Origin of the sequence: Nocardia niigatensis NBRC 100131, from assembly GCF_000308655.1 — a bacterium.
Classification (GTDB): Bacteria; Actinomycetota; Actinomycetes; order Mycobacteriales; family Mycobacteriaceae; genus Nocardia; species Nocardia niigatensis.
Window position 1 is genome coordinate 1 of sequence record NZ_BAGC01000043.1, and the last position, 26,187, is coordinate 26,187.

Below are 26,187 nucleotides of genomic sequence, written 5' to 3' on the forward strand. Positions count from 1 at the left end.
GACCTCGTGGCCGCCGCCGACGCCCTCCACAAACGCCTCTGACGCGCCCCTGACGGACTTTGCGGGCCCCAGCCGACCTTCGAGGCGGCCACAGCCGTCACGACAGCCCCACGGGCCGCTCAGCCACCAGATCCCGGAACGCCGCAGCCCCCGCCCGCTATCGGGCGGGGGCTGCGGCGTTCCGGCCCGCGCCCGGCGCGGTGCGCGATCTGGCCGGAAATGGCCAGTGTGACCGCGCTCATACGCCGTAAATTACAGTCGGCCCATGGGAGTAAATCAACGCGCGCAGATCGTGATGTCCGAACAGGAGATCACCGAATTCATCGAGCGCAGCCGCATTGCCACCATGGCCACGCTGGGCGCCACGGGCGCGCCGCATCTGGTCGCCATGTGGTACGCGGTGATCGACGGCGAGATCTGGTTCGAGACCAAGGCCAAGGCCCAGAAGACGGTGAACCTGCGCCGCGATCCGCGCATCACCGTGATGCTCGAGGCCGGCGACACCTACGACCAGCTGCGCGGCGTCTCCATCGAGGGCCGCGCGGAGGTCATCGAGGACCCCGAGGCGCTGTTCAAGGTGGGAATCAGCGTCTGGGAGCGCTACACCGGGCCGTACAGCGAGGAGGCCAAGCCGTTCGTGGAGGCCATGCTGAACAAGCGGGTGGCCGTGCGCGTGGTGCCCGAGCGCCTCCGCAGCTGGGATCACCGCAAACTCGGCCTGCCCGCGATGCCGCTGGGCGGCACCACGGCCGGTCAGCAGCCGTGAATCACGGATGAGAAGAGCGAAGGCCCCCAGCCGGTTGGCTGGGGGCCTTCGCTTTGTAGTCCCGACGGGATTTGAACCCGCGCTACCGCCTTGAGAGGGCGGCGTCCTAGGCCGCTAGACGACGGGACCAGGATGAGATTTCGGCGGACTTTGCGGCCCGCCGAAGCTTCTCGAATTCGAGAGCCGGAGCTCTCGTAGCTGGGGTACCAGGACTCGAACCTAGAATGGCTGAACCAGAATCAGCTGTGTTGCCAATTACACCATACCCCATTGACCTGGGCTTTCGAGTTCCTCCCGGGGGAAGCTCCCGACCGCTTTCCGGCCGAGAAGAAGATTAGCAGCATCCCCCGGTAGATACACAAACCGGCTGGTCAGAGGCCGGTTTGTGCATCATTTCCGGATTACCCGAGGCCTTCGCGGAACCGATCTCGGGCGATACCGGCGAGCACTCAGGCAATCTCCGCGAGCGCGGCCCGCATGCGGTCCATGGTGAGCTCACGGCCCAGCAGCTCCAGCGACTGGTAGAGCGGCGGGCTGATGTGGGATCCGGTCACCGCGACGCGCACGGGTGCGAATGCCTTGTTCGGCTTGAGGCCCAACTCGTCGATGAGCGCGCCCTTGAGCGCTTCCTCGAGGGGTTCCGGGGTCCATTCCGAAACGCCTTCGAGAGCCTTTACCGCCGCCTGCAGCACCGGTATCGCGTCCGGGCCCAGGTTCTTTTTCTGCGCGGCGGGGTCGATGGCGAACTCTTCGGGGTTGATGAACAGGAACTTCAGCAGATCCCAGGCATCGCTGAGCACCTTGATCCGGGTCTGCACCAGATCGGCCGCCGTTTCGAACAACTTGTCATCGATCTCGGCGCCGATATGCCCGTGTTCGGTGAGGTGTTCCCGCAGCCGGTGAGCAAAATCACCGGGGGCCAGCAACCGAATATGTTCGGCGTTCAGAGCGTCGGCCTTCTTCTGATCGAATCGAGCCGGATTCGAATTCACCTTCGAGATATCGAAGGCGGCCACCATCTCCGCCATGGAGAACACGTCATGATCATCGGCGATGCTCCAGCCGAGCAGCGCCAGATAATTCAGCAAACCCTCGGGAATGAACCCGCGGTCGCGGTGGTGGAAGAGATTGGACTCCGGATCACGCTTGGACAACTTCTTGTTGCCCTGACCCATCACGAACGGCAGGTGACCGAACTCCGGGGTGAAGTCCGCGACGCCGATTCGTTTCAGCGAATCGTAGAGCGCGAGCTGCCGCGGAGTGGACGACAGCAGATCCTCGCCCCGCAAAACGTGGGTGATCTTCATCATGGCGTCGTCGACCGGATTGACCAGCGTGTAGAGCGGATCGCCATTGCCGCGGGTGAGCGCGAAGTCGGGGACCACGCCTGCACGGAAGGTGGTCTCGCCGCGCACCAGGTCGTTCCAGGTGAGGTCGCGGTCGGGCATGCGCAGGCGCACCACCGCGCCGCGGCCCTCGGCCTTGTAGGCGGCGATCTGCTCGGGGGTCAGGTCGCGGTCGAAGTTGTCGTAGCCGAGCTTCGGGTCGCGGCCGGCGGCCTTGTGACGGGCCTCGACTTCCTCAGGGGTGGAGAAGGATTCGTAGGCCTCCCCCGCCGCCAGCAGGCGCTGCACCACATCGAGATGAATGTCACGCCGCTGCGACTGCCGGTAGGGGCCGTACGGGCCGCCGACCTCGGGGCCCTCGTCCCAGGTGAGGCCGAGCCAGCGCAGCGCGTCGAGGATGGCGTTGTAGGACTCCTCGGAATCGCGTGCGGCGTCGGTGTCTTCGATGCGGAAGACGAAGGCGCCGCCATGGTGGCGCGCGAAGGCCCAGTTGAAGAGGGCGGTACGGATGAGACCCACATGCGGTGTGCCGGTGGGTGACGGGCAGAAGCGAACCCGGACGTCGGTCATGGCTCTCTTTCGTTCAGCGTTTGGCGGCAACGGGATTGGACAGGGTGCCGATGCCGGAGACGGTCACCGACACGGTCTGGCCGGCCTGCAGCGGGCCGACGCCCTCCGGGGTGCCGGTGAGGATGACATCGCCCGGGAGCAAGGTCATTACGGCGGTGACCCACTCGATCAGCTTCGGAATATCGTGCAGCAGAAGTGAAGTGCGGCTGCGCTGTTTGACCTGGCCGTCGATCTCGGTGACGATCTCCAGATCCGAAGGGTCCAGTGCGGTCTCGATCCACGGGCCGAGCGGGCAGAAGGTGTCGTAGCCCTTGGCGCGGGTCCACTGGCCGTCGTGGCGCTGCTGGTCGCGGGCGGTGACGTCGTTGGCGACGGTATAGCCCAGGATGACCTCGTTGGCGCGGGCGGCGGGCACGTCCTTGCAGGGGCGGCCGATCACGATCGCCAGTTCGCCCTCGTAGTCCACCTGAGAAGAGCTGGGCGGCAGGATGATCGGGGCGTTGGGGCTCTGGATCGAGGTGCTCGGCTTCATGAAGATGACCGGGTCGGCGGGCGCCGGGCCGCCCATCTCCTCGGCGTGCGCCGCGTAGTTCTTGCCGATGCAGATCACCTTGCTGGCCAGGATGGGCGCCAGCAGGCGCACGTCGGCCAGCGGCCAGCTGCGGCCAGTGAAGGTCGGGTTCCCGAACGGGTGTTCGGCGATCTCCCGGACGACGGCGTCGGAACCGTCTCCTTCGATGCTGACGAAAGCGACTCCATCTGGGCTGGCAACTCGACCTAGGCGCATGCTTGGCATCCTATCGACCGGCCTCGACCTGCCCGAACGCGCCCGACCGCGGGGCGGGACGGGAGCGCGGGCCGGCGGCGGGCGGAGCGCCCGCCGGGGCCGCGGGAGCCGGTGGCATCCCGGCCCGCATCATCCCGATCCAAATGTGGAAAGCCCTTATACGCAAGCGAACTCGGGTCCGGCCAGTGGGCTCACAAGATCACCTCGCAAATGTTAGCAAACAGACAGCTCGCCCCGGAAATCATCTTGCGCATCAGGTGTACCGTAAGGCCCGATGTTCACAGAGTAGGATGCACGTTCCATATAATGAGACGCGAGGTGAGGTCATGACCACCGTGACGGAGATGAGGACGACTCGGCGGTGGACCATGCTGGCCCTCGGCGTCTTCGCCCAGAGCTCGAGCGCGGTCCTGGTGCACGGCACCGCCTTCCTGCTGCCGGCGCTGACCCGGCGCGGATTGTCGCTGGCCACGGCCGGTCTGCTGGTGGCGATGCCCATGGTGGGGCTGGTCTGCACGCTGATCGCGTGGGGCTGGATCGTCGATCACGTGGGCGAGCGCAAGGCGCTGGTGGCCGGTCCCGCGCTGATGTTCGTGGCGGGCGCGGCCGCGGCGGCCGTCTCCAACTACATTGCGCTCGGGGCCTTGTTGTTCCTGGCCGGGGCCGGGGCGGGCAGCACTAACGGCGCCAGCGGGCGCGTCATCGTGGGCTGGTTCCCACCGGATCAGCGCGGGCTGGCCATGGGGATCCGGCAGACGGCACAGCCGCTGGGCGTGGCGCTGGGCGCGCTGACCATCCCGGCCGTCGCTGCGGCACACGGGTTCTCGGCGGCGGTGCTGGTCCCCGCGGCGATGGCGGGCGCGGCGGCGATCGGCTGCCTGGTCGGGATTGTGGATCCGCCGCGGCCTGAATCCGCCGGGGGCACAGGGCGTCCCGTCAACCCGTACCGCGGCGACTCCACGCTGTGGCGCATTCACGGGGTGTCGATTCTGCTGGTGATCCCACAGGCCACCATCTGGACCTTCGGCCTGCTGTGGCTGCACCGCGATGTCGGGATGTCGCTGGCGGTGGCGGGCGCACTGGTCACGGCGACCCAAATCCTGGGCGCGGGAGGGCGAATCGGCGCGGGCGTCTGGTCGGACCGGGCGGGCAGCCGGCTGGGGCCGCTGCGCACGGTGGCGATCGCGGCCGTTATCTCCATGTCCGCCTTGGCCGTAGCGGCCTGGATGCACCAGTGGTGGGCGGCGATTCCGATTCTGGTCGCGGCCTCGGTGATCACGGTAGCCGACAACGGCCTGGCGTTCACGGCGGTGGCCGAGATCGCCGGTCCCTATTGGTCGGGTCGCGGGCTGGGCATCCAGAACACGGGCCAGAATCTGGCGGCGGCCGTGATCGCCCCGGCCTTCGGCGCTTTGATCACCGCGGCCGGTTTTCCGATCACCTACCTGCTGGCGGGGCTGGTGGCGCTGGCGGCAGTCCCGTTGGTACCCAGGGGTTCCCGGTGACCGGCTGATCTTCGGCAAATCCGGAAGAGCTGCGCCCGTTACGTTTTCGCATACGAATGCAAAAGTGCGATATGCCTCACTGGCCCAATATGTTTCGCACGAGCACCTCTCAGGATTCCATTTCGGCACCGCGGAGGGAACGGACGAAGCGTGTGAAGTAGTCGGGTTTCGGCGATTCGCCAGCTGGTACGTACCAGCGAATCACCTTGTCCGGCTCGATATCCGGCGATACACACCGAAAAGCCCCCGTCCCCGCGGTCGCGGGCACGGGGGCTTGACCGTGAAACCTAGAGCGAGGCGGCGATCCGGTCGCCGACCTCGACGGTCGAGGCGGCGCCCGAGCGCGAGGACAGGTCCTTGGCGACGGCGGCCTCGATGCGCGCGGCCTCCTCGGCCTTGCCGAGGTGGTTCAGCAGCAGCGACACCGACAGGATCGCGGCGGTCGGGTCGGCCTTGGACTGACCGGCGATGTCCGGGGCCGAACCGTGCACCGGCTCGAACATGGACGGGTTGGTGCCGGAGGCGTCGATATTGCCGGAGGCGGCCAGGCCGATGCCACCGGAGACCGCCGCGGCCAGGTCGGTGATGATGTCGCCGAACAGGTTGTCGGTGACGATCACGTCGAAGCGGCCCGGGTCGGTGACCATGTGGATGGTGGCGGCATCGATGTGCTGGTAGGCGGTTTCGATGTCCGGGTACTCGGCGCCGACCTCGGCGACGGTCCGCGACCACAGCGAACCGGCGAAGGCCAGCACATTGTTCTTGTGCACCAGGGTCAGGTGCTTGCGGCGCTTGCGCGCGGTCTCGAACGCATAGCGGACGACGCGCTCGACGCCGAAGCGGGTATTGGTGGAGACCTCGGTGGCCACCTCGTGCGGGGTGTTGACGCGGATCGCGCCGCCGGTGCCGGTGTACGGACCCTCGGTGCCCTCGCGCACGACCACGAAGTCGATGTCCGGGTTGGCCGCGAGCGGGCTGGTGACGCCCGGGTACAGCTTGGACGGCCGCAGGTTGACGTGGTGGTCCAACTCGAAGCGGGTGCGCAGCAGCAGGCCGCGCTCGAGCAGGCCGCTCTGCACCGACGGGTCGCCGATGGCGCCGAGCAGGATGGCGTCGTGCTGCTTGAGCTCCGGGATCACATTGTCCGGGAGGATCTCGCCGGTGGCATGGAACCGCTTGGCTCCCAGGTCGTATTCGGTCTTCTCGACACCGGGCACCACCACATCGAGCACCTTGAGGGCCTCGGCGATGACCTCGGGGCCGATACCGTCGCCCGGAATGACAGCGAGTTTCATGAAATCCATGCTCCGTTCGATAGTGCGCGGGTGATCCTCTCCGCGCTGGCAGGAGAGTCACCGGCCACCCTAGCGGGTAGGCCCGCAACCCCTTTCACCAGGGCGAATCGCTCCCAACCAGTGGGATCACCGCCCCGTCGCACCGGATCGCGCCGCCGGCCACGGCGACACGCGGGCTAGGGCTGAATTCCCGCGCGGCGGCACTGCTGTTGCACGCGCAGGGAAAGCGCGTCCTGCTGGCCCGCCACCGTCCGACACCATTCCTGCGCCTGCGTGCCACATGCCCGCTGCTGCTGACCACCCATCGTCCCGGCGGAAAGCACTGCGACACAACCATTCTCGGAACGGCTGTAGTCGGGCCGATGGTCGAGCAGCGCCCAGGCCACCGTGCCGGCGACGATCAGCCCGGCGACCACAGCGACACCGATCAGCAGATTTCGGCGCTCGGGCGCGCTCAGTGGTTCCGTCGGCGGCGTCTTCCCGCGCATGACGCCTCCCCTGGACTCCGGCGCAGCTGCATCCCAGCCAGTTTCGCACGCGACCCCGGCCTCGGGCCCGGTTCGGCCCACCGCCTTTTCGCGTCCGGCACCGCGGGCGAGTCGAGACCCCCGCCGAGCCGTTCCAATCGACATTCCCGACACCGACATCGACGATCCCACTGCGACACCGGCTGCTTGTCGACGGTGATGAAATTGCCCGGATCCAGCGAGCCGAACAGCAGCGCCTTCCAGTTCTGCGATCCCGACCAGGCGGCCCGGGGCGGCATGTCGGCGGCGGAATCGGTGGGCTGCCCGTCGCCGGACGCGCCGCGCCCCCGTCCGCGAGTGCGGGCGGGGGCGCGGCGGTCGGGCTCTTCGAGTCGGCTAGTCCAGGCTGACCAGGGCGACCTTGGCCGCGCCGACGGCCTCGGCGATGGCGGTCTGGATGTCGGCCGAAACCTCCTTGTTGACGCGGAGGATGACGGTGGCACCCTCGTCGCTCAGGTCCTGGGTGAGCTGGGCGGCCAGGATGTCGATGCCCGCGTCGCCGAGCTTGGTGGCCAGGCGGCCCAGCTGACCCGGCTTGTCCTCGTAGGCGAGGACGGCCAGGTTCAGGCCCTCGGCGCGCATGTCGTAGTTGCGGCCGTTGATGTTGACGATCTTCTCGACCTGGGCGGGCTCGGTCAGGGTGCCGGCCACGTTCAGGGTGCGGCCGTCGCCGAACACGGCGCGCAGGTCGACCAGGCTGCGGTGGGTCGGGCTCTCGGTGTGCGTGGTGACGGAGGCCTCAAGGCCCCGCTCCTTGGCCAGCGACGGGGCGTTGACGAAGGTGACCGAGTCCTCGATGAGGGCGGAGAAAACACCGCGCAGCGCCGAGAGCTCCAGTACCGCAACGTCTTCCGAGGACAGCTCGCCGCGCACCTGGATCTCGAGCGAGACCGGCAGCTCGTCGGCGAGGGCGCCCAGCAGCGCGCCCTGCTTGCGGACGATGTCCAGCCACGGGGCGACGATCTCGTTGACCGCGCCACCGGTGACGTTCACCGCACCCGGCACGAACTCGCCGGCGAGGGCGAGCTGCACGGACCGGGCCACATCGGTGCCGGCGCGGTCCTGAGCCTCGGCGGTGGAGGCGCCCAGGTGCGGGGTGACGACGACCTGCGGCAGCTCGAACAGCGGGCTGTCGGTGGACGGCTCGGTCTCGAACACGTCGATGCCGGCGGCGCGCACGTGGCCGGAGGTGATGGCGTCGGCCAGGGCCTGCTCGTCGATCAGACCGCCGCGGGCGGCATTGACGATGATGACGCCCGGCTTGGTCTTGGCCAGGGTCTCCTTGTTCAGCATGCCCTTGGTCTCAGGAGTCTTGGGCAGGTGAATGGAGATGAAGTCGGCGCGCTCGAGCACCTCGTCCAGGGTGAGCAGCTCGATGCCCAGCTGGGCGGCGCGGGCCGGGGAGGTGTAGGGGTCGTACGCGATGACCTTGGTCTCGAAGGCGGCGAGACGCTGCGCGAACAGCTGGCCGATGCGGCCCAGGCCGATGACGCCGACGGTCTTGCCGAAGATCTCGACACCGTTGAACTTGCTGCGCTGCCAGGTGTGCTCGCGCAGGGTGGCGTCGGCGGCCGGGATCTGGCGGGCGGCCGAGAGCAGCAGGGTGACGGCGTGCTCGGCGGCGGTGTGGATGTTGGAGGTCGGCGCGTTGACGACCATGACGCCGCGCTCGGTGGCCGCGGGGACATCGACATTGTCGAGGCCGACGCCGGCGCGGGCGACGATCTTGAGGTTCTTGCCCGCCTCCAGCACCTCGGCGTCGACGGTGGTGGCCGAACGGACCAGCAGCGCATCGGCTTCCGGCACTGCCGCGAGCAGCTCGGGGCGGTTGGGGCCATCGACCCAGCGCACCTCGACGTCGGAGCCCAGCGCGTCGACGGTCGACTGGGCGAGCTTGTCGGCGATCAGAACAACAGGACGGCCTGCTTGGCTCACGGTGGGGTACTCCTGAGGAAGGGTTCCGGGATTTACGGGCGTCAGCTTAGTGCGCTCGGTTCCGGGCTGTTTTACCGCCTGGTAGGCAACTGCCATCAAAGCTGTGAACTGCGGGTTTACAAAAGCCCGTGTCGGGGTCCGGGAACCGGCTTCGTGAGCACGGCTCAGGTGGCGAGCGGCAAGGCGCCAGGCGCCGGATAGTGGTCGGCGACGACGCCGGGAGCGTGGTGGACGCCCAGCTGCTGCACGGACGACGGATCCGCAGTGCGGGTCCGCACAGCACTTCTCAGTTATTGGGGCGACTGCCCGAATAGCTGCGAGCACAGGGCATCGCCTCGGGGTGTGTCCAAGCAGAAGTGCGGCCGCGACTTTCGGCTCACGTTGAGCGAATAGCGCACTCCGGAGCCGCAATGCGAGGCATCGAAACACCGGGACGGATAGCCGAAAGCCCACCCTCGGAGCTGCGGGGCCCGAGGGCGGGCTTTCGAAAGTCGAGTAATCGACGTCAGTAGTTCCTCAGCGACCGAAAGAACCGGTCCACAGGGTGTTCAGGAGACCGTGCAGCGCGGCCGAGCCGGTGTCGAGCAGGCCACTCAGAGCAGCGGAACCGGTGTCGATGATAACGGGGATCATGGAAATACCTCTTCTGAATTCCGTACGAACTTTCCGACGTGCAGCCTATCGGGGCCGTTTCACAAGCCGTTACGGAGGATTTACACGATGTGACCGGCGTCACGCCATCAGAATTCTGTGGCCTCGTTCATATGCATGTCGAATTCCCGCCATATAACATTGCTATCACGCCCCTATTTCTGGGGGCTTCGAGCGCGGGAAAAGCCGTGGACCAGCGAGATCGCGGGCGCTAACGTCGACCGCCATGACCCTGCGCTCGATCCCCGCCTCCATGGACCCGGCGGTGGTCGCCACGATCGACGGCGAACTGGACCGGATCGTGCGCGAACACCGCGTCGACGTGCTGCTCGCCATCGAGAGCGGCAGCCGCGCCTGGGGCTTCCCCTCCCCCGACTCGGACTACGACTGCCGCTTCGTCTACCTCCGGCCGAGGGACGACTACCTCACCCCCTGGCCCGGTCGCGATGTCATCGAGACACCCTTGGTCGGCTTGCTCGATGTCAACGGCTGGGATCTCGTGAAGGCGCTGCGGCTGCTCGTGAACGGCAACGCGGTCCTCATCGAATGGCTGATGTCGCCCATCGCCTATCGTGGTGACGCGCAATTCCGCGACGAATTGCGCGCATTGGCCGACGACGTCGCCGACCGCAACCGGGTGGCCCGGCACTACCTTCACCTGGGACGCCGGCAGTGGCGACTCTTCGACACCAATCGTTCCTTGAAGAAGGTGTTCTATTCGCTTCGCCCGGCCATGGCATTGCGATGGCTGCACGAACATCCCGATAAGGCGGTGGCGCCGATGCACTTGCCGACACTGCTCGATGAATGCGACCTGCCCGCCGATTTCATAAACGCAGTACAGGAATTGACGGAACTGAAATCCCGCACCCGTGAAATGGGTTCCGGAAGCGTGCCCGGTCCGATCGCGGATTTCATTTCGGGGGAGTTCGATCGAGCTGCCACGGAATTCGCGGCCGGCGACCCCACCCAGCGGCGACACGCACAGGCTCTGGCAGCGGAATTCTTCCGGCTGCGACTGCGCCGCTGAAAGAAATCCTCGCGCATCACGTGGCGGCGGCCGCCCCGATCACCTCGGAACCGCGGCCGCACCGCGTCGGGGGCCGGTGTCTCAGTACTCGACTCGTGCGATGACCCGCACGACCAGCGCCTCGGGCCCCGGCTTGGTGCGTCGCACCTCGAACTCGACCCGCTGCCCCTCCGCGAGCGACCGGAACCCCTCGCCTTCCACGGCGGTGTACTCCACGAACACGTCCGGCCCGCCACTGTCGGGGCTCAGGAAACCGAACCCTTTTTCGCTGTCGAACCATTTCACCGTGCCGTGCACCATTACCCAAACCTTCTCGAACCGACGGGACTCCCACGCCCCCGCGCGTGCCGCGGTCCATGGTGTCACGCTCCGGGTCCGCAGGGTCGGCCGCCACGCCCGCCCCGGCCACCCGCGTCGCCACGACGAGCCCGTACGGCCCTTATCTCCCTATCGAATTCCGTTGCCTCCGCGTATCACTCACCCGCCGCGCAGCAGGTGCCCGGACCTGCCCTGCTTCGGCCCGGGCACCGCGCCCCGCGTCGTGCACCGCCGCGTCACGCGGGCCGTGCCCGTTCGGCCCGGCGCTGACAGTGCGTCGCGGGTGATCCCGGCGGTCTTCCTCAGCCGGCACGCATGTTTCGCGGCGGGGCTTCCTCGGCGGGTTCGGGATCGCGCATGGCGTAGACGCGTTCGAGGAAGTCGCGGTGGGCTCGGAGGGTGGCGTCGAGGAGTTCGCGCCAGGTGCGGCGGTCCACCCGCTGGTCGCTGACCAGGGAGGAGAGCGATGCGGGGCCGAGCCTGTCGATGTGATCGACGATGAAAGTTAGCCTGCGGCGCGGGAATTGGGCGCCGATACGGGGGTTCTCGTCGAGGAAGTGGTCGAGCTCGTAGAGGTAGTTGACGGCGCGGTTGTACTCCTCGTCAGTGAGGTGGTAATCCATGCGCTTGATCTCGACGATCCAGAGCTCGCCGGAGTCGTGCAGCAGGACGAAATCGGGTTCGCGCTTCTCGCTGCCGATGGATGTGGTCACCAGCGGGGTGCCGAATTTCTGCGCGTACCAGCGTTCGAAGCTGGCGCGCACGCGCTTGAGGGATTCGTTCATGCCCAGCGGCGTCCACTCGGGAGCGAGCAGCCAGGGCGCGGATTCGATGAGCTCCTGGAAGGGTCGTTCCAGGGAGCGGCGTTCGGCGATGAGCGAGCGCAGCCGGTTCACCACGGCGACCCGCTCACTGGCGATCTGGCCCAGCGAGTAGATCTCGGCCACCCGGGCCCGCTCGAACAGCGCGACCACCACGTCCAGTGCGGGGTCGGCGTCCTCGGCGATCTCCTTGAGGGTGTCGAGCAGGCTGCGCTGCGGGCCCAGCGACAGCGCCAGCCGCAGCATGTTCTCGATGTGCGTGGGATCGTCCATGGCGGCTCGGTCCTTGTGCGCCACCAGGATTCGTGCCGCGTCCAGGACGGAGTCGCGGAACACGCGGTCGCCGGGCGCGATGGCGTCGAGGGTCTCGTGGATGCGCGAGCGTTCCACGAACTCCTCCCAGACGCGGCGACGGATGGATTTCTCGCCGAGCCTGCCGATCTCCCTGATCAACGCCCGGCCCCACTGCGCGAGCGCTTCGCCGCGCGGGGAGCTCCACATGATGTCCTGGCGGTCGGAACGGACGAGATCGTCGTCATCGTCGAGCCAATCCACATGGATCGCGCCGACCAGATAGGAGCGCAGTTTGAATTCGCCGGTGAATCCGGAGGAAATACCGAAATCTCTTGTCTGAGCGACGATCTTGCCGCGCGCGTAAATGCGGACCCCGGCCATCGCCTCATCGCGGTACGGCTGTTTCGAGTAGGCGATCCACCCGGTCACCGGCAGGAATTGCCGGCCGAATCGCACCGGCACCCGGCCGACGTCGACGCGTGTCTCCTCCATGACGTCGATCGGCAACTGGCTGAGGATGAAGCTTTCCTGGCCGATGGCATTGCGCACCTCCACCCGCCAGTCCGCGCGTTCGATACCGAAGCGGGCCGCCAGCTGCCGGTTCAGCTCGGTCCCCGTATTCACCCGCTTGCGAAGGAAATTCCGCAGGATGATGGTGGTGCCGCGCCGGGAGGTGCAGGTGCCGTCCAGGCGGCCGGGGCGAGGGAAGTAGTCGCGCTCGGTGTCGGAGAGCATGTCGTCGAGGTCCATCACGATGTGGGAGACGCTCCAGCCCAGCGGTGTTCGGTCCTCGTCGCGGCTGCCCGCCGTGATCACCTCGATGGTGCGGCAGATGCCGAAGGCCGCGAGCTTCCCGATTCCCTTGCGCCCCATGACCGGTCGCCGCCGCTCCCGGGACAGATCGGATCCGGTGCGCACGCGACGGTCGGATCCGACCATCAGATAGTGCTCGTTGACCTCCTCGGCCGTCATCCCGTGCCCGTTGTCGGAGACGACGATCTCGTAGGCCGGTTCGTCTGCGGCCCTGACGGTTCCGGCCAGCATCGCGCCCCACGGCAGCACGACCTCCACCTCGGTGGCGTCCGCATCATAGGAATTCGCGATCAGCTCGGCCAGCACCGCCGACACCCGGTCGTAGAGCCGGATGCCGAGTTTGTCGATCGCCAGCCGACTGATCCGCATCGTGTACTTGTGGTCATCGCGTTCCTGCGTGGCCGCATGCACGTCGTTGTACATGGTGGGCCCCCAATTACCCTCGGGCAGCCGTCGTTCAGCTACCTCTGAATACGATGCAACGCTGATTGATTAACAGCAGGCTGAACATTTGCCCACCGCTTCGTCACGGTGTGATTCCAGGATTCACCGACCGACAGCCCACGACAACGGCAAGGTCTCGGTTACCTCCGCGAGACTGCGAGCGCGCCTTGACAACCCGCCCCGGGCGTTGGCCCGCACTCGCCAGGATGTCGCATCGACGCGTCGGCCGCCGGACCAAGTGCCGAGCTTCGTGAGTGATCGGCGGGCTGCTGGGTGACAGGTCAGGCGGCGGGAGGCAGAATGCGTGGCAGCGGCGGGCGGCGCCCGCCGCGACGCGAGACAAAGGGGTACCGGGTGGCCAGAAGTCAGACCATCGCCGCACGTCAGCGCTTCTTCGGAGAGGCGGCGGTGGATCCGGTGAGCGGGGCCGTGCGCGAGGATCAGGTGCTGGTGTCCTGGTTCGGATGTGCCAGTTTCGCGGTGGCCATGGGCGGCGTGGTGTTTCTGCTGGACGCGTGGGTGCCGCGCGGGGCGACCTCCGGGTATGTGCCGACAACGCCGGAGGAGGTCGCGGCACTGGATCCGGCGGCGATCTTCATCGGGCACGGGCATTTCGATCACGCGGCCGATGCGGGGGCCATCGCGCGGGCGAGCGGGGCTGTCGTGCATGGGACCGCCGAGCATTGCGCGACGGCGCGCAAGCAGGTCGGTGGGGCCGAATTGGCTTGCCAGGAACTGGGTTCCAGCAAGTCCGCGCCGGGTGACCGCTACGACTTCGAGCTCGCGACGGGGCTCTCGGTAACCGCGGTGCGCCACCTGCATTCAGCGCGGACGGCGCGGCACGAGGGAGCGGACGCTTCAGCGCCGGTGCGGCCCAAGCCTTGCCTGTCCGATATCCGCGCCTACCCGCCGGGGCGGGCCGATTCCGGGCACCTGGCGCGCAACCTGCTCGCACCGGAAGGTGGCGTGCTGCTGTATCAGTTCAGGCTGGGCGATTTCGTGCTGACCTGGCACGATTCCTCCGGCCCGCTGCTGGACAAGGCGCCGCGGGTCCTGGATGTACTGCGCACACTGCCCGCCTCGGACGTGCATATCGGCGCGGTGCAGGGCCACAACCAGTTCACCAACGGCCTGCGTGACCCGCGCAGCTATATCGAGGCGTTGCGGCCGAGGGTGTTCGTGCCCAACCATCACGACAACTGGCTGCCGTTGATCACCGCCCGCGGCGAGGCGTTCCGGACACCGCTACACGAGGAGCTGGCCCGCCTGCCGGAAAGCAGGCGGCCGGAGGTCCGGATGCAGCTGGACCGCGACGACTACCTCGCACCGGGCCGCTTGGCCTTCGGCCTCGTGAAACCCTGAGTTCCGCAACCTGATCGGCCGGCGCCCAGCCGGATCGGGTCATGCCCTCATGCCCGGTCCGGCTTCGGGCGCGATGTCGCGCGCGGTGAGTTCCTTTCCGCACGAATCACAGTCGAGATGAATGTGCGCCTCCCCCGGGCAGTCGCGATGGCGGTAGCGCACCGGCGGCCCGGCCGGGGCCATGTGGTTGTCGCCCCAGTCCCGGAAAGCCATGAGGATCGGGTACACGTCGTGGCCCTTGGCGGTGAGCCGGTATTCCTCGTAGGTTCCGGCCGTGGTCGGCTGCTTCACCAGAATCTCGTGCTCCACCAGGCGGTCCAGGCGGTCCTGCAGCCGCCCCCGGGAGATTCCCAGGTAGGCCTGGAAGCCGTTGAATCGGCGCACTCCGGAGAAGGCCGCCTTCAGGATCAGCAGCGTCCACCGGTCGCCGAAGACGACCAGCGACCGCGTGATCGAGCACGGTTCCTCGGCCAGTTCCTCGTAGCGCATCTTCCGATTCTACCCATCTGGTCCTAATATGAGACCACATTGGATTGGTCTCGAAATGGGACCACATTGAGAAAGGGACACATGTCCGACAGTTATGCCGTATTGGAATCACTGCTGGCAGATCGCTATACCTGCCGGGCTTTCTTGCCCGACCCTGTCCCCCGCGCGGACATCGAATCGATCCTGCGCCTGGCCCAGCGCACGCCCTCGTGGTGCAACACCCAGCCCTGGCAGCTGGTCATCACCGACGACCCGACCGCCACCGATCGGTTTCGCAAGGCGCTACTGGATCACATCGACGGTGCGCCGATCGCCTCCGACATCCCGTTTCCCGCCGGTTATCAGGGCGTCTACCGCGATCGCCGCCGTGAGTGCGGTGGGGCGCTCTACGCCGCGGTCGGGGTCGAGCGCGGCGACCACGCGGGCAGCATGCGCCAAATGGTGCGCAACTACGAGCTTTTCGACGCGCCGCACGTCGCCATCCTGACCACGGAAGCCGATCTCGGCACGTACGGCGCGGTCGACTGCGGGCTGTATCTGACGTCTTTCCTGCTGGCGGCGCAGAGCCTCGGCGTGGCGGCGGCGCCCCAGGCCGCGCTGGCCACCTACTCGCCGTTCCTGCGCGACTACTTCGCGCTACCGGCGAATCGCCGGATCATCGCCGGAGTGTCGTTCGGCTACGCCGATCCCGGGCACGCCGCCAACAGTTTCCGAACCGCGCGCGCCGGGCTCGACGAGGTGGTCACCTGGCACACCGCCTGAGCAGCGATATTCAGCGGAAGCGGAGAAGCATTGTGATGCTGGTGGTACCGGCCGGATTGGTCCGCTCCGCTCCCGGGACGTCGACGAAGCCGAGGCGGTCGTAGAGCCGCCGGGCCGGATTCTCCAGGCGGACACTGAGACTCACGGCGTCGCACTGCTCGCGGGCGGTGTCGAGCAGCGCGGTCATCAGCTTCGTCCCGAGTCCGGTGCCACGGCTCTCGGGCGCGACACCGATTGCCAGCTCCGGAGTGTCGTCATCGACATAGCCGAAGGCGGCGTTCTCGGCGGTGAACCTGCGCAGCCAGGCGGCGCCCAACAGCACCCCGTCGGCCCCGCCGACCACACCGAGATCGCCTGCGGCGCCCCAGTCTTGGACGTATCGCGCCACATTCGCTTGATCCATCAGCTGCTCGGGCGAGGTCAGGCCCCGGTCACGGGCGTGTGACGCCTCGAACAGCATGGCCCACAGGAACTTCTCGTCGGTCACTTCGGCCGGCCGGACAAATACCATGCCTCAGCCGATCACGAATTCGGCTGATGTTCCAGTGAATTCGCTGATCGTTCCGGCGCCGTCGCGACTGTCGCCGGTGTACTGAATGCGATAGCGGCCGGACGGGGCGCTGTCGGGCACCGTCCACTGGATGGCGATGGTGGAGGCGGCGGGCTGGCCGTCCGGGCGCGACCAGTGCAGTTCGGTGCACCAGTCGTTGTCGTCGTAGACGCGCTGCCAATCGTTGCCGGAGGCCCGCTGAACCTCGAAGTAGGTGCCGTCGAGGCGGAAGTCGTTGTTGGGGTGAGCGCCGACGAACTCCACCGAAACGGTCTGTCCGGCAACGTAGTTCGCGCCCGGCTGGGTGAGAACGTCGCCATAGGCACGGCCCGCGTGCGGCAGGTCGGCCGGGACCGGCGCCAGCAGATTGGGCTGCAATCCGAAGGCCCAGTCGAGCGGGGCGGGTCCGCGGCCGAGGTCGATGCGCGCGGCCAAAGCCTTTGCCAGCCGGTCGAATTCCTGCATGTGCGCGGAGAGCGTCCAACGCCCGTACAGGGTTTCGCCGCCCTCGTACTGCTGTGCGACGTACTCCTCCGGGGTGGTGACGTACCCGCAGTAGCCGTTGGCATAACCCTGCAGCAGCACGTTCTCGAGCGGCACGTTCAGCGCCCGCGCCACCAGCCGTCGAATCCGCAGCCCCGACACCACCGTGTACTCCGAGGGCCCCGAGGCGAGCACCAGATCGCCGATCCGCATCAGCTGCAGCGGCACGATCTGCGGGCACCAGGGCCGCGGCGGCAGAATTCCGAGCGGCGCCAGAATCATCTTGGGCGCCTGCACATCCCGCATCCACTGCTCGATCGGCGAGTTGATGCCGCCGAGCGCGGCCACCATCGGATTGGAGTCGCCCTCCTGCAGGAACGACAGCTGCGAGTTCCAGTTGTCCTCGGTACTGGTCGCCATGGCCGCCGCGCCCATCATGGCGGGCGAGGTGCGGGCCGGCTTGCCGTCCGGGGTGTAGTCGCCGTCGATGGCGACGTCGGACAGGTCCACATAGCGCAGCACCGAGTCGACGCCTGTGCTGCCCATGGACGTCGCGGCGTCGAAAGCCTTTCGGCCCGCCTGGTATTGGCGCTCACCGATCATGGCGCAGTTGGTGCGATTGTCGTCGGTGGGCCCCGACGGATGCATCGGCCGGGTCCACAGGTTGGGCGTCATGTCGCCGGCATTGGTCTGCGGGAACGCGGCCACGAACGACGGCGCACCGTCCAGGTGCCGCACGCCCATCTCGTCGTGCTCCCAGCGGTAACTGGCGTAACCCTTGTTGTCCGCGGAGATGAGGGTGTTTCGGTCGGTCAGCGAGGTGCCGTGCGTGGCGAACCAGGTGATCGCCCCGACATCCTTGCCGCCCTGCCGGAATCGCAGCACGGTGACCTGCGGGTCGATGGCGTCCGGAAACGCCGCCTTGTCCTCGTCCGGATTGGCCTCGAACGCAGCCCGCGACCGATTCGCGCTGGCATCGTGCAACTCCCCCCGCCCCAGCATGATCGAGCCCGGCCCGAGATTCTCGTGCGCCGCGACGATCGCCTTCACGATCCCGTTCACCTCGGCATCATGCGAGTTCTGCTGAAACCCCATGGCCGCCAGCGAATACGCGTACTCCCGCGCGGTCCCACCGCACGAGTTGTGGTTGTGCGTCGCGTTGAGATTGACGTTCCGCTCGGAATACAGATCCCCGAACCGCTGCCGCAACTGCTGCATCACCACCAGATGCACCGACTGGAACAAGCAGGCATTGTCCGTATTCACGAACGCCACCCGATCCCCCGTAGCCTGATCCACCACGATGTAGGCTCGCGCGTAACACCGCGACAGCAGCCCCGTCGTCACCTGATCGGCCTCGGAATACCCCATCATCCCCTGCCCCGCCGGGGCGCCGGTGATGTCCGCGATCCCGACGCCGACAAGGTACCCCGGCCCAGCATCCCGATGCCGAACAGGTTGCGCCCCAACCATATTCGCACCAAATGCCGCACTGGCCCCCACGCCGCCCACCGCAGCCCCCACCAGCACAGCCCGCCGGGACAGACTCATCGCATCCTCACTTCCGCACCAGCGAGAACGCGAACCCAGCCCGCACCCGCCAAAGAGTGAACCTGTTCCATTTCAGGTTTCCCGCAGACTAGTCGGTCACTTGACCAATTTCTAGCCGAAACCGCCGGATCGCGCCCGCCACCTTGTCGTCCGCGACCACCCGACGCTCACTTCACACGTTGATCCCACTAGGTCAAAGCGTGTTTCCCCGATGCCGGCCACCGACCGCGCCCGCCCGCATCCCCGGAAGAGTTTGCACAGTGGAAACCTCGCCGAGCCGGTCTCGAATGCTTCGTCGACGACCCTCGATCGGCGTCCGGCTGGTGCCTCCGCGAAGAAGGCCGGCTCACTTGAATCAACCGATTTCCACAGCGGCCGCGCCCATCCACAGTCCGCGCGTAATCGCGGTTCGCCGCCCCAGCGATGTCCGGGCGCGGTGACACGCTCGCTGGATGATTCGAACACGCAGCGAACTCCTGGCGGAGGGCGTCCCGGTCGGCACGATCAACGCCCGTTGCCGGCGCGGCATCTACCAGCGACTGCTTCCCAGTACGTATTGCCTCGGCGCGCCAACCACTCTCGACCGATGCCATGCAGTCGTCGCTTGGCAGCCACGCGCGGTCCTCAGCCACCGCACCGCCGCCTGGCTGCACGGACTCCTGCCGGATGAGCCGACCCGTATCGAGGCGACCATTCCCATGGACTCCGACCGCCGCACACCGGACTGGCTGCGGCTCTACCGCCGCCGTCTCCGTCCCGAATGGATCGACGAACGCTACGACCTGCCCCTCACGACTGCCGCATTGACCGTGTTCGACTGCGCCTCGGTCCTTCCCGAGCGCGATGCGGACATACTGATCGATCGGCACGTGGGCCGGCACGTTCCGGGACACGCATTGCTCGACCTCTGCGACTCCCACCTCCATGGTTCTTCGACGGTCCGCCGACAACTGCGCGCGGCCGCGATCCACGCGGCATCGGAACCGGAACGCCTGTTCGCACGGGCCCTGAACCGCCGCGGCCTGCGCCTGCTCTGCAATCACCCGATCGGCCCGTATCGCTGCGACTTCGTCGACGAGCGTTCGCGCACCGTCATAGAGATCGACGGCCGCGAATTCCACAGCGGCTCCATAGCATTCCGACACGACCGGCGCCGCCAGAACGAACTGCTGCTCGATGGCTGGCTCGTGCTGAGGTACGCGGCCGCCGACGTGTACGAATCCGTCGACAAGTGCGTGGACGAGGTTGCGGCTGTAATCCGGCGGCGCAGACGATAACCGATCAGATCTCGCACTTTCCCCCTCTCCGACCGCACTTTCGACCGAAAGTCACCCACTGGCGCGAGCCTGCACCGTCCTCACCTACGCGGTCTCACCAGCCAACTCGATCAACCTCTCCCGCACCAACTCCGGCCGCTCATCAACGATGAAATGCCCACACCCCTCCACCAACTCCAGCCTGTAGTCATCCGCCCGAGCCGTCTCCGCCGCGGCGAGCGAGTAGTGCACCGCCGAGTCGTCCTTCCCGAACAGCGCCCGAATCGGCACGGTGGCCCGCCGCGTCTCCGGATTCCGCACGGAAGCCGGCACTTCCTTCAGTAGAAACGTCCGATAGGTGTCAGTAGCAGCCCGAGCCACCACCGGATCCCTGAACCTGTCCGCGAAGACCTTGATCGTCGCCGTATCCATCGCATGCCCCTCCGAGGTAGCAGCCCCGAACAGCCACTCCAAGAACCGAGTCCGCCGCTGCAACGGCACCCCCACACTCGCCATCAACGGCTGATAAGCCAACAACCGCCAAGCATGCCGAGCCACAACCCCCTTGGGCGCCCAAGGATGCGCCATATTCAAAACAAGAAACCCCCTGAACCTCCCCGGCTCCCGCAACACCATCCGAAACCCCACAAACCCACCCCAGTCATGCCCCACCAACAACACGTCCTTGTCCAACCCCAACGCATCCATCAACGCAAGGACATCCGACGCCACATCATCTTTCGCCCACCGATGCGGCGCCGCGCCCGACCATCCATACCCCGGCAGATCCGGCGCGATCATCCGCAACCCCTCCGGCGGGTTCGCGAGCAGATCCCGATAGACATAGTGATGCTGCGGCCACCCATGCAGGACGAGCACAGGCCGCCCCTCCCCCGCCTCGGTCACATGGAATCGAACACCCCGAGCCTCGACAAAGGTCCGACTGACACCGGGGATAACGGGCGGATCCTGATCAGCAGCCATAGCCCACGCTAACCCGCCCGGCGCACCAAATCCTGGAAGTCGACCTAAGCCTGCTCCGATGTCAGCTTTCCGCGCACGACACCTGCAACAAACGCGTCCCACTGCTTCGGTGTGAAGACCAGCACGGGACCGCTGGCGTTCTTCGAATCGCGAACCCCGACCGAACCGTCTCGCAGATGTGCTGTCTCGACACAGTCAGCCTTGTCGCCGCTGTAGCTGCTCTTGAACCATTCGGCTGCGGATAGGTCGTCAGTCACGCTGAAAACTCCTTTGCCACCTGCCGCAGCAGGTTACGGCTGACCGCCTCGTCCAGTGCTGCCCGCTGAAGGCTATCGAGAACCCGATAGTACCGCCGCACATCGGCGTCCTTCTCCAGGTACATGCACCCGATGAAGGTCTCCAGATACACCACGGGAGGCCATACTCGTTCGCCTCCGGTATCTTCGTCGAACTCGAGAATCGCGAACTGCCCCACGGGATCACCGACCGGGGCTCCTGCCTTGAAAGACAGCACTCGAACCGAGACGTTCGGCAATTTGCCGATCTCGGCGAGATGCCTCAGCTGAGCGGCCATCACCATTGGACCGCCCACATTGCACCGCAGCGCCGCCTCGTGGAGGACAACATCGAGCGACAGAGGCTGATACCTCCGAGACACCGTTGCCTGCCGCCGCGTCCGCAGCTCGACTCGACGCTCGTGGTCCGCTGCCGTCTCTTCAGGCTTCACGGCTCGAATTAGCGCGCGAGCGTACTCGGGGATCTGCAGCAGCCCGGGAACGAGTGCCGGCTGGTAGGTCGTCAACTTCCGAGCCGCGGTCTCGAGCCCGACATATACGTCGAAGTTCGCCGGTATCACGCTTCCGTACTCATGCCACCAGCTGGTCTCCGCCGCCTGACGAAGCAGCCCAACCATGGCCTCCGCGGTATCGCCGGACAGCTCCAAAACATCGCAAATCGCCTGCAGATCTCGAACTTTCAGCCGCGTAGGTATCCCGCGCTCCAACCGCTGCAACACCGACGTACTAACTTCTGCAGCCTTCGCCACCCGATCCTGTGACATCCCCAGCGCGCTCCGCGCCTCCCGCAAGTACCGCCCAAGCTGCCGCCTCGGCAAGGTCGAGCCAGTCTCCGACATGACGCGCTTCCTCATCAACATGCACCCGTACTGGGTGACGCGAACGCCCAAACTGCCAGCGGTCCAGGGCTTTCGACGAGAAGCCACTGGTTTACCCAGTTCAGGCTAACCACCAGCCCGCGCGAGTGATGCACTTTCTACATAACCCGCCCAACACCGAGGAGCCCACCATGTTCGACCAACTCACCATCGGAGCCTGGGTAATCACCACCGCCGACTGCCCAGTCCGTTTCGTCCCCAACCCCCAAGACCACCGCGTCACCCTCATCCTCGGCGAAACCAGCCGCGAGTTCGAGATCTGCCTGGACGCAGCAACTCTCGCCACGATCCTCCGCCACGGTCCGAAAGCCCTGGCCAGCATCTCAGCCAGCACAACGGAAACGGCACACTGAAACGCATCCGTTGAAGATCATCTCTTCGGGTTCGGGTCCATGACAGACTCTCTCCATGGACAGGGATGCCGAGGCCATCCTCCGCGAGGAGATCTTCCTACACCTGGAGGAGTTGGTCGGTGACACCGGAGTCGTTACCCGCGAACAACTGTGGGACTTCACCCTGAACGGCGCGACTCACCGCCTCATCGACCGTAACCGCGGCATCCGCAATCCCAAGGACATGCTGGCCACTTTGTCGATCCTGTCCGATCCCAAGGGCAAGTACGCAGACGAAGAACTACAGGACTCACTTTTCGCCTACGCCTACCGCGAGGGCAGCGTGAACGGCGACAACAAGAAGCTCCGGGCCGCGCTGGACCTCGACCTACCGCTCCTACTACTCCGGAAGATCGCCGACGGCGTCTTCGTCCCAGTGCCTCGTGTGTACGTGGTCGCCGACGACCAAGAGAACCGACAGTTTCTGATCGCCCTTCATGACAGCCTCCGCTTGGTCGAAAACCCTCTCGAACTCCAGCCCCTGGAACGCGAATACGTCGAACGAGTGACCAAACAGCGCCTGCACCAACCCGAGTTCCGAGGCCGAGTCCTCCGCGCCTACGAATGCCGCTGCGCCGTTTGCCATCTCAAGCACGCCAAGCTTCTCGATGCCGCCCACATCATCGCCGACGGCAAGCCGAACGGCACCCCGACCGTCGACAACGGTCTGAGTCTGTGCAAGATCCACCACGCGGCATATGACGAGAACTTCCTCGGCATCACACCTGATTACCAGATACGGATCAACCAATCTCTCATGGATGAGATCGACGGTCCGATGCTCCGTCATGGTCTCCAGGAAATGAATGGCCGACAGCTGTTCACACCGGCAAGAGGTAAGGACAAACCCAGTTCCGACCGCCTGGCTGTCCGGTTCGCAGAATTCGAGGCCGCCAGCTAGCCGCGGTTCATTAGCGTTGAAGCCAGCAAATCAGCGCCGCTTCGCAGCAGCGCACCAGGAACACTGCTGGACGGATCCAATGAATCAGCCTCAACAAGGTCCTGACTATTCTCGAAACCTCCGAAAGCTGCTCGGGAGAAAGACATAGAGCGTGCGCCCATCGGGCCACAGGATCAGCAAATAGGAGGACCTTGGAGACTTTTGAAGGTCAAGCTCTGCAGCGAGAGCATTCATTCTATCCGCTGCCACCGCCGCATCTGCGGGGAACGAGGATCAGCTCGCCCTCGGCAGGCGAAGCGCACCAAACCGGGCGGCAGGATCAGCGATTCTTGCAGCCACGCACGACCCCCAGGCATGATCACGAATCTATCCACATCACATCCAATTAGCAAGTTGCTCAACTCAATTCGCGTCACCTCCACTCAAGTTCGACCACCAGGAAGTCTCCCTGGCGAGGTTGACGACTGCGCGGTCGCGTTTCAGAATCAGGGCCATGGCGCGGATTCTTGAGATGGGGCCGAACGGGCAGCGAATCAGGGCGCATAGTCCACACAAGGGGGTGGTGTGCGAGCATCAGGCAATCGATGCGCCAGATGGCACGCGGCTGCTACATCTGTCAACGTTCGGCTCCAAGGACCGAGTCTCAGATCCCAAGAGCAGTCAGTCACTCCAGATTGACGCAGCGATAGCGGCCGAGATCGTCCGTGTTATGCGAGAGACGTTCGGGGACAAGGCACTTCGCATTCGGTCTGGCCAGGTCGATGGTGAGAGTCGTTCCGAGGAGAGCGAGATCGATGAAGACCTGCTCAGGAATGCATACAAGAAGGACCCGGAGGCTTTCAAGGAACTCATCCGGAGCGACGCGGCATCGAGCGACGTAGTCGCCATGGCCTATCGACGGGAGCAACTTGAGCACTTCCGACGGCTGCTGACGGACGAGGAATTCTTCGATGCCGAGGCGAGCAAGCTGGCGGGTCGAGGGAAAGAGGCTGTCTGGCAACAGTTCTTTGAGAAGAACCCGTGGATCTTTGGCGTCTCGCTGTCTGGGCAACTACTGACGTCGTGGAGCGATGAGAGACTCGAGCAGGTAGTCGCTGGGCACTCTATCGCGGGTGTAGGCAAGCGCACCGATGCACTGCTTCGGACATCCGGGCGGGTTAGATCAATGGTCTTCGCCGAGATCAAAACACATCGAAAAGAGCTGTTAGAGTGGACAAAAGAGGCGTATCGATCCGGATGCTGGGCACCGTCCCCCGAGCTGTCCGGTGGAATCGTTCAGGTTCAAGGAACTGTTCATCGCGCAGTGATGCAGATCGGGGACCGACTCCAGGACAAGGCACAGGACGGCAGCGACCTTCCTGATGAGTTCACCTACCTGCTACGGCCTCGCACCTATCTGGTAATCGGGAGCCTCAATAGCCTTCGAGGTGAAAAGGGTGGGTTCCATCAGGACAAAATCCGTTCGTTCGAACTGTTCCGGCGAGAACTGGTCGAACCGGAAGTGCTGACGTTTGACGAACTATTGTCCGGTGCCGAATGGATTGTGGCATCGAGCTCGGCGCAATCCAGAGGCTTGGACGAAGTTGCCGACAGTTCGAAACTGTTCTCGCAGTAAAGAACACCGACCATGACGTGATGCTACTCGGCCACGTGCAGTCGACGCATACAATGGACAACTAGGTCGGCAGGAGAACCTTCGCCCTCGAGTGGACCGCTCTCAGCGGCCCAAAGTTCAAGTGCCACACGGATCGCACCCGCGGTTGCGGCGGCGGTAATCCTCACCTCGAATGAATCTGCTGAGCCGCACGCCAATTCCATCATGATTCGGTGGAGATCGCGCTCAGCCTCCATGTTGATCCGGTGCCAGATGGCGCGGAGGGCTGGGTCGGTTTCCATGGCTCGGAGGAGGCCGCGGGTGATTTCCAGGTCTTCCGGGCTGTCGCCGAGGGTTAAGGAGCGGACGGCGGCGGCTTCGAATTCTTCCGGGGTGGGGAGGCGGTGGGGGCCTGCGGCTATGTCGGCGAGCCAGCGTTGGGCGCCTGCCGCGAGCATCGGCTCGACAGCTTCTTCCTTCGTGCGCGAATACCGGTAGAAGGTGCGGAGGGCTACGCCGGATTCGGCGGCTATTTGATCTGCGGTTACCTCGGAGGTGCCGTGTTCGGCGAACAGCCGGGCTGCGGTTCGGGCTATGTCCATGCGGGTTTCTTGTTTGCGGCGTTCGGCGAGGGTGGGGCGTGGGAGGGGCTGGGCGGACATTTTCACCTCCTTTGGGCGGGCACGTTGGGACAATCCTAGTTGACGGGATGCCATGATGGCATGACGTGCCATGTAGGCGTAGCGTGCCGAGAGAGGCTGAGAACCTAGGTAAGGAGAACCGCGATGGAGCGTTTTGACGGGCGGCGAGTAGTGATCACCGGGGCGGGGTCGGGGATCGGGCGGGCTACCGTGCATCGGATTCTGGCCGAGGGTGGGCAGGTTGTCGGGGCCGATGTGAATGAGGCGGGGCTGGCCGAGACTGCCAAGCAGGCGGCGGAGAACGGGAATGGGGATCGGCTGACCACCGTCGTGGTCGACATCTCCGATGAGGAGTCGGTGAAGGCCGGCGTTGCCGCCGCGGTCGAGGCGCTCGGTGGGATCGATGCGCTGATCAATGCGGCGGGGATTCTGCGGTCGGCGCATACGCACGAGATGCCGCTGGCTGATTTCAACAAGATCATCGCCATCAACCTGACGGGTACCTTCCTGATGATTCGGGAGTCGCTGCCGCAGCTGCTGGCTTCGGACAAGGGTGTGATCGTGAACTTCACGTCCACGTCCGCGTTCTTCGCGCACCCGTACATGTCCGCGTATGCCGCGTCCAAGGGCGGCATCATGTCCATGACCCACGCGCTCGCCGCGGAGTACTCCAAGCAGGGTCTGCGCGTGGTCGCCGTTGCGCCGGGGTCGATTTCGAGCGATATGACCGACGGGCGCGGTCCGGGCCTTCCGGCGGACGCCGATCTGAGCCTGTTCATGAAGCTGGCTCCGGGTATCGGGCAGGGCTTCGCGTCGCCCGACACCGTGGCGGGCGTGGTCGCCATGCTGGCGTCGGATGACGGTGCGTTCATCACGGGTACCGAGATTCGGATCGACGGCGGCACTCACTACTGAGACTGCGACGCTACTTTCGATTCGACGGCCG

Annotated in this window: 24 protein-coding genes and 2 tRNA genes; 10 read left to right on the forward strand and 16 right to left on the reverse strand. The window is 65.8% G+C overall.

The window, feature by feature from the left end; translation table 11 throughout:
- Window positions 1-265: 265 nt before the first annotated feature.
- Window positions 266-766, forward strand: a complete 501-nt coding sequence (locus ON33_RS17330; RefSeq protein ID WP_040860031.1) for a pyridoxamine 5'-phosphate oxidase family protein — start codon at window positions 266-268, stop codon at window positions 764-766.
- Between the two features lie 56 nt (window positions 767-822).
- Here the strand turns inward: ON33_RS17330 and ON33_RS17335 are convergent.
- From ON33_RS17335 to ON33_RS17350, 4 genes are all read right to left on the reverse strand, one after another.
- Window positions 823-895, reverse strand: a tRNA-Glu gene (locus ON33_RS17335).
- 69 nt (window positions 896-964) lie between these two features.
- Window positions 965-1,036 (reverse strand) — tRNA-Gln (locus ON33_RS17340).
- Window positions 1,037-1,215: 179 nt separating this feature from the next.
- The gene (gene gltX, locus ON33_RS17345; protein ID WP_040860032.1) at window positions 1,216-2,682 is read right to left on the reverse strand and encodes a glutamate--tRNA ligase; all 1,467 of its coding nucleotides are present in this window, start codon (window positions 2,680-2,682) and stop codon (window positions 1,216-1,218) included.
- Window positions 2,683-2,695: 13 nt separating this feature from the next.
- The gene (locus tag ON33_RS17350; RefSeq protein WP_040860033.1) at window positions 2,696-3,469 is read right to left on the reverse strand and encodes a fumarylacetoacetate hydrolase family protein; all 774 of its coding nucleotides are present in this window, start codon (window positions 3,467-3,469) and stop codon (window positions 2,696-2,698) included.
- A 326-nt stretch (window positions 3,470-3,795) separates the two neighbouring features.
- On the opposite strand from ON33_RS17350, the gene ON33_RS17355 reads away from it, so the two are divergent.
- Window positions 3,796-4,974 (forward strand): MFS transporter, encoded by a 1,179-nt coding sequence (locus ON33_RS17355; RefSeq protein WP_040860034.1) that lies wholly within the window; start codon window positions 3,796-3,798, stop codon window positions 4,972-4,974.
- 287 nt (window positions 4,975-5,261) lie between these two features.
- Here the strand turns inward: ON33_RS17355 and ON33_RS17360 are convergent, their stop codons facing one another.
- The 3 genes from ON33_RS17360 to serA form a co-directional block, all read right to left on the reverse strand.
- On the reverse strand, window positions 5,262-6,269 hold the full coding sequence (locus ON33_RS17360) for a 3-isopropylmalate dehydrogenase (RefSeq protein ID WP_040860488.1): 1,008 nt from the start codon (window positions 6,267-6,269) through the stop codon (window positions 5,262-5,264).
- 176 nt (window positions 6,270-6,445) lie between these two features.
- Entirely contained in the window at window positions 6,446-6,757 is a 312-nt protein-coding gene (locus ON33_RS17365; RefSeq protein WP_040860035.1) for a hypothetical protein, read from the reverse strand.
- 375 nt (window positions 6,758-7,132) lie between these two features.
- Window positions 7,133-8,731, reverse strand: a complete 1,599-nt coding sequence (gene serA, locus ON33_RS17370; RefSeq protein WP_040860036.1) for a phosphoglycerate dehydrogenase — start codon at window positions 8,729-8,731, stop codon at window positions 7,133-7,135.
- Between the two features lie 877 nt (window positions 8,732-9,608).
- Between serA and ON33_RS17375 the strand changes: the two genes are divergently transcribed.
- Window positions 9,609-10,412, forward strand: coding sequence for a nucleotidyltransferase domain-containing protein (locus ON33_RS17375; protein ID WP_085996778.1), 804 nt, complete (start codon window positions 9,609-9,611; stop codon window positions 10,410-10,412).
- A gap of 81 nt (window positions 10,413-10,493) precedes the next feature.
- Here ON33_RS17375 and ON33_RS17380 read toward each other — a convergent pair whose 3' ends face one another.
- Together ON33_RS17380 and ON33_RS17385 are read right to left on the reverse strand one after the other, a co-directional pair.
- Window positions 10,494-10,712 (reverse strand): cold-shock protein, encoded by a 219-nt coding sequence (locus ON33_RS17380; protein ID WP_040860037.1) that lies wholly within the window; start codon window positions 10,710-10,712, stop codon window positions 10,494-10,496.
- Window positions 10,713-11,032: 320 nt separating this feature from the next.
- Entirely contained in the window at window positions 11,033-13,081 is a 2,049-nt protein-coding gene (locus tag ON33_RS17385; protein ID WP_063711022.1) for an ATP-binding protein, read from the reverse strand.
- A 375-nt stretch (window positions 13,082-13,456) separates the two neighbouring features.
- Between ON33_RS17385 and ON33_RS17390 the strand changes: the two genes are divergently transcribed.
- Complete coding sequence (locus ON33_RS17390) at window positions 13,457-14,464, forward strand: MBL fold metallo-hydrolase (RefSeq protein ID WP_157184582.1); 1,008 nt, start codon at window positions 13,457-13,459, stop codon at window positions 14,462-14,464.
- 39 nt (window positions 14,465-14,503) lie between these two features.
- Here the strand turns inward: ON33_RS17390 and ON33_RS17395 are convergent, their stop codons facing one another.
- A complete protein-coding gene (locus tag ON33_RS17395; protein ID WP_040860038.1) occupies window positions 14,504-14,953 on the reverse strand; it encodes a winged helix-turn-helix transcriptional regulator in 450 nt (149 codons plus the stop codon).
- A gap of 81 nt (window positions 14,954-15,034) precedes the next feature.
- On the opposite strand from ON33_RS17395, the gene ON33_RS17400 reads away from it, so the two are divergent.
- The gene (locus tag ON33_RS17400; protein ID WP_040860039.1) at window positions 15,035-15,715 is read left to right on the forward strand and encodes a nitroreductase; all 681 of its coding nucleotides are present in this window, start codon (window positions 15,035-15,037) and stop codon (window positions 15,713-15,715) included.
- Between the two features lie 10 nt (window positions 15,716-15,725).
- Here the strand turns inward: ON33_RS17400 and ON33_RS17405 are convergent, their stop codons facing one another.
- The gene (locus ON33_RS17405; protein ID WP_218001455.1) at window positions 15,726-16,202 is read right to left on the reverse strand and encodes a GNAT family N-acetyltransferase; all 477 of its coding nucleotides are present in this window, start codon (window positions 16,200-16,202) and stop codon (window positions 15,726-15,728) included.
- Window positions 16,203-16,229: 27 nt separating this feature from the next.
- The gene (locus ON33_RS17410) at window positions 16,230-18,299 is read right to left on the reverse strand and encodes a neutral/alkaline ceramidase (RefSeq protein WP_040860041.1); all 2,070 of its coding nucleotides are present in this window, start codon (window positions 18,297-18,299) and stop codon (window positions 16,230-16,232) included.
- Between the two features lie 452 nt (window positions 18,300-18,751).
- Between ON33_RS17410 and ON33_RS17415 the strand changes: the two genes are divergently transcribed.
- Window positions 18,752-19,576 (forward strand): DUF559 domain-containing protein, encoded by an 825-nt coding sequence (locus ON33_RS17415; RefSeq protein WP_085996779.1) that lies wholly within the window; start codon window positions 18,752-18,754, stop codon window positions 19,574-19,576.
- 84 nt (window positions 19,577-19,660) lie between these two features.
- On the opposite strand, the gene ON33_RS17420 is transcribed toward ON33_RS17415, so the two are convergent.
- The 3 genes from ON33_RS17420 to ON33_RS17425 are packed head-to-tail and all read right to left on the reverse strand — an operon-like array spanning window position 19,661 to window position 21,674.
- Window positions 19,661-20,539 (reverse strand): alpha/beta fold hydrolase, encoded by an 879-nt coding sequence (locus ON33_RS17420; protein ID WP_040860042.1) that lies wholly within the window; start codon window positions 20,537-20,539, stop codon window positions 19,661-19,663.
- A gap of 44 nt (window positions 20,540-20,583) precedes the next feature.
- A complete protein-coding gene (locus tag ON33_RS39740; protein ID WP_083869048.1) occupies window positions 20,584-20,796 on the reverse strand; it encodes a DUF397 domain-containing protein in 213 nt (70 codons plus the stop codon).
- Window positions 20,793-21,674, reverse strand: coding sequence for a helix-turn-helix domain-containing protein (locus ON33_RS17425; RefSeq protein WP_040860493.1), 882 nt, complete (start codon window positions 21,672-21,674; stop codon window positions 20,793-20,795). Before ON33_RS17425 ends, ON33_RS39740 begins: the two co-directional genes overlap by 4 nt.
- A gap of 170 nt (window positions 21,675-21,844) precedes the next feature.
- Between ON33_RS17425 and ON33_RS17430 the strand changes: the two genes are divergently transcribed.
- The 3 genes from ON33_RS17430 (at window position 21,845) to ON33_RS17440 (ending at window position 24,621) form a co-directional block, all read left to right on the forward strand.
- Window positions 21,845-22,066: a hypothetical protein gene (locus tag ON33_RS17430; protein WP_157184583.1), complete on the forward strand. Its 222-nt coding sequence runs from the start codon at window positions 21,845-21,847 to the stop codon at window positions 22,064-22,066.
- A gap of 55 nt (window positions 22,067-22,121) precedes the next feature.
- Window positions 22,122-23,006, forward strand: a complete 885-nt coding sequence (locus ON33_RS17435; protein ID WP_040860044.1) for an HNH endonuclease — start codon at window positions 22,122-22,124, stop codon at window positions 23,004-23,006.
- 493 nt (window positions 23,007-23,499) lie between these two features.
- Window positions 23,500-24,621: a Shedu immune nuclease family protein gene (locus ON33_RS17440; protein ID WP_157184584.1), complete on the forward strand. Its 1,122-nt coding sequence runs from the start codon at window positions 23,500-23,502 to the stop codon at window positions 24,619-24,621.
- 23 nt (window positions 24,622-24,644) lie between these two features.
- Here ON33_RS17440 and ON33_RS17445 read toward each other — a convergent pair whose 3' ends face one another.
- A complete protein-coding gene (locus ON33_RS17445; RefSeq protein ID WP_040860045.1) occupies window positions 24,645-25,262 on the reverse strand; it encodes a TetR/AcrR family transcriptional regulator in 618 nt (205 codons plus the stop codon).
- Between the two features lie 123 nt (window positions 25,263-25,385).
- Here ON33_RS17445 and ON33_RS17450 point away from each other — a divergent pair, with 123 nt between their 5' ends.
- Entirely contained in the window at window positions 25,386-26,156 is a 771-nt protein-coding gene (locus ON33_RS17450) for an SDR family NAD(P)-dependent oxidoreductase (RefSeq protein WP_040860046.1), read from the forward strand.
- Window positions 26,157-26,187: the final 31 nt, after the last annotated feature.

What these genes read in the sequence shown, in the direction of transcription:
- ON33_RS17330 (WP_040860031.1), top strand. Translation starts at nt 266, where the DNA reads ATGGGAGTAAATCAACGCGCGCAGATCGTGATGTCCGAACAGGAGATC.
- gltX (WP_040860032.1), bottom strand. Translation starts at nt 2,682, where the DNA reads ATGACCGACGTCCGGGTTCGCTTCTGCCCGTCACCCACCGGCACACCG.
- ON33_RS17350 (WP_040860033.1), bottom strand. Translation starts at nt 3,469, where the DNA reads ATGCGCCTAGGTCGAGTTGCCAGCCCAGATGGAGTCGCTTTCGTCAGC.
- ON33_RS17355 (WP_040860034.1), top strand. Translation starts at nt 3,796, where the DNA reads ATGACCACCGTGACGGAGATGAGGACGACTCGGCGGTGGACCATGCTG.
- ON33_RS17360 (WP_040860488.1), bottom strand. Translation starts at nt 6,269, where the DNA reads ATGAAACTCGCTGTCATTCCGGGCGACGGTATCGGCCCCGAGGTCATC.
- ON33_RS17365 (WP_040860035.1), bottom strand. Translation starts at nt 6,757, where the DNA reads ATGCGCGGGAAGACGCCGCCGACGGAACCACTGAGCGCGCCCGAGCGC.
- ON33_RS17375 (WP_085996778.1), top strand. Translation starts at nt 9,609, where the DNA reads ATGACCCTGCGCTCGATCCCCGCCTCCATGGACCCGGCGGTGGTCGCC.
- ON33_RS17380 (WP_040860037.1), bottom strand. Translation starts at nt 10,712, where the DNA reads ATGGTGCACGGCACGGTGAAATGGTTCGACAGCGAAAAAGGGTTCGGT.
- ON33_RS17385 (WP_063711022.1), bottom strand. Translation starts at nt 13,081, where the DNA reads ATGTACAACGACGTGCATGCGGCCACGCAGGAACGCGATGACCACAAG.
- ON33_RS17395 (WP_040860038.1), bottom strand. Translation starts at nt 14,953, where the DNA reads ATGCGCTACGAGGAACTGGCCGAGGAACCGTGCTCGATCACGCGGTCG.
- ON33_RS17400 (WP_040860039.1), top strand. Translation starts at nt 15,035, where the DNA reads ATGTCCGACAGTTATGCCGTATTGGAATCACTGCTGGCAGATCGCTAT.
- ON33_RS17410 (WP_040860041.1), bottom strand. Translation starts at nt 18,299, where the DNA reads ATGAGTCTGTCCCGGCGGGCTGTGCTGGTGGGGGCTGCGGTGGGCGGC.
- ON33_RS17415 (WP_085996779.1), top strand. Translation starts at nt 18,752, where the DNA reads ATGATTCGAACACGCAGCGAACTCCTGGCGGAGGGCGTCCCGGTCGGC.
- ON33_RS17420 (WP_040860042.1), bottom strand. Translation starts at nt 20,539, where the DNA reads ATGGCTGCTGATCAGGATCCGCCCGTTATCCCCGGTGTCAGTCGGACC.
- ON33_RS17425 (WP_040860493.1), bottom strand. Translation starts at nt 21,674, where the DNA reads ATGTCGGAGACTGGCTCGACCTTGCCGAGGCGGCAGCTTGGGCGGTAC.
- ON33_RS17430 (WP_157184583.1), top strand. Translation starts at nt 21,845, where the DNA reads ATGTTCGACCAACTCACCATCGGAGCCTGGGTAATCACCACCGCCGAC.
- ON33_RS17435 (WP_040860044.1), top strand. Translation starts at nt 22,122, where the DNA reads ATGGACAGGGATGCCGAGGCCATCCTCCGCGAGGAGATCTTCCTACAC.
- ON33_RS17440 (WP_157184584.1), top strand. Translation starts at nt 23,500, where the DNA reads ATGGCGCGGATTCTTGAGATGGGGCCGAACGGGCAGCGAATCAGGGCG.
- ON33_RS17445 (WP_040860045.1), bottom strand. Translation starts at nt 25,262, where the DNA reads ATGTCCGCCCAGCCCCTCCCACGCCCCACCCTCGCCGAACGCCGCAAA.
- ON33_RS17450 (WP_040860046.1), top strand. Translation starts at nt 25,386, where the DNA reads ATGGAGCGTTTTGACGGGCGGCGAGTAGTGATCACCGGGGCGGGGTCG.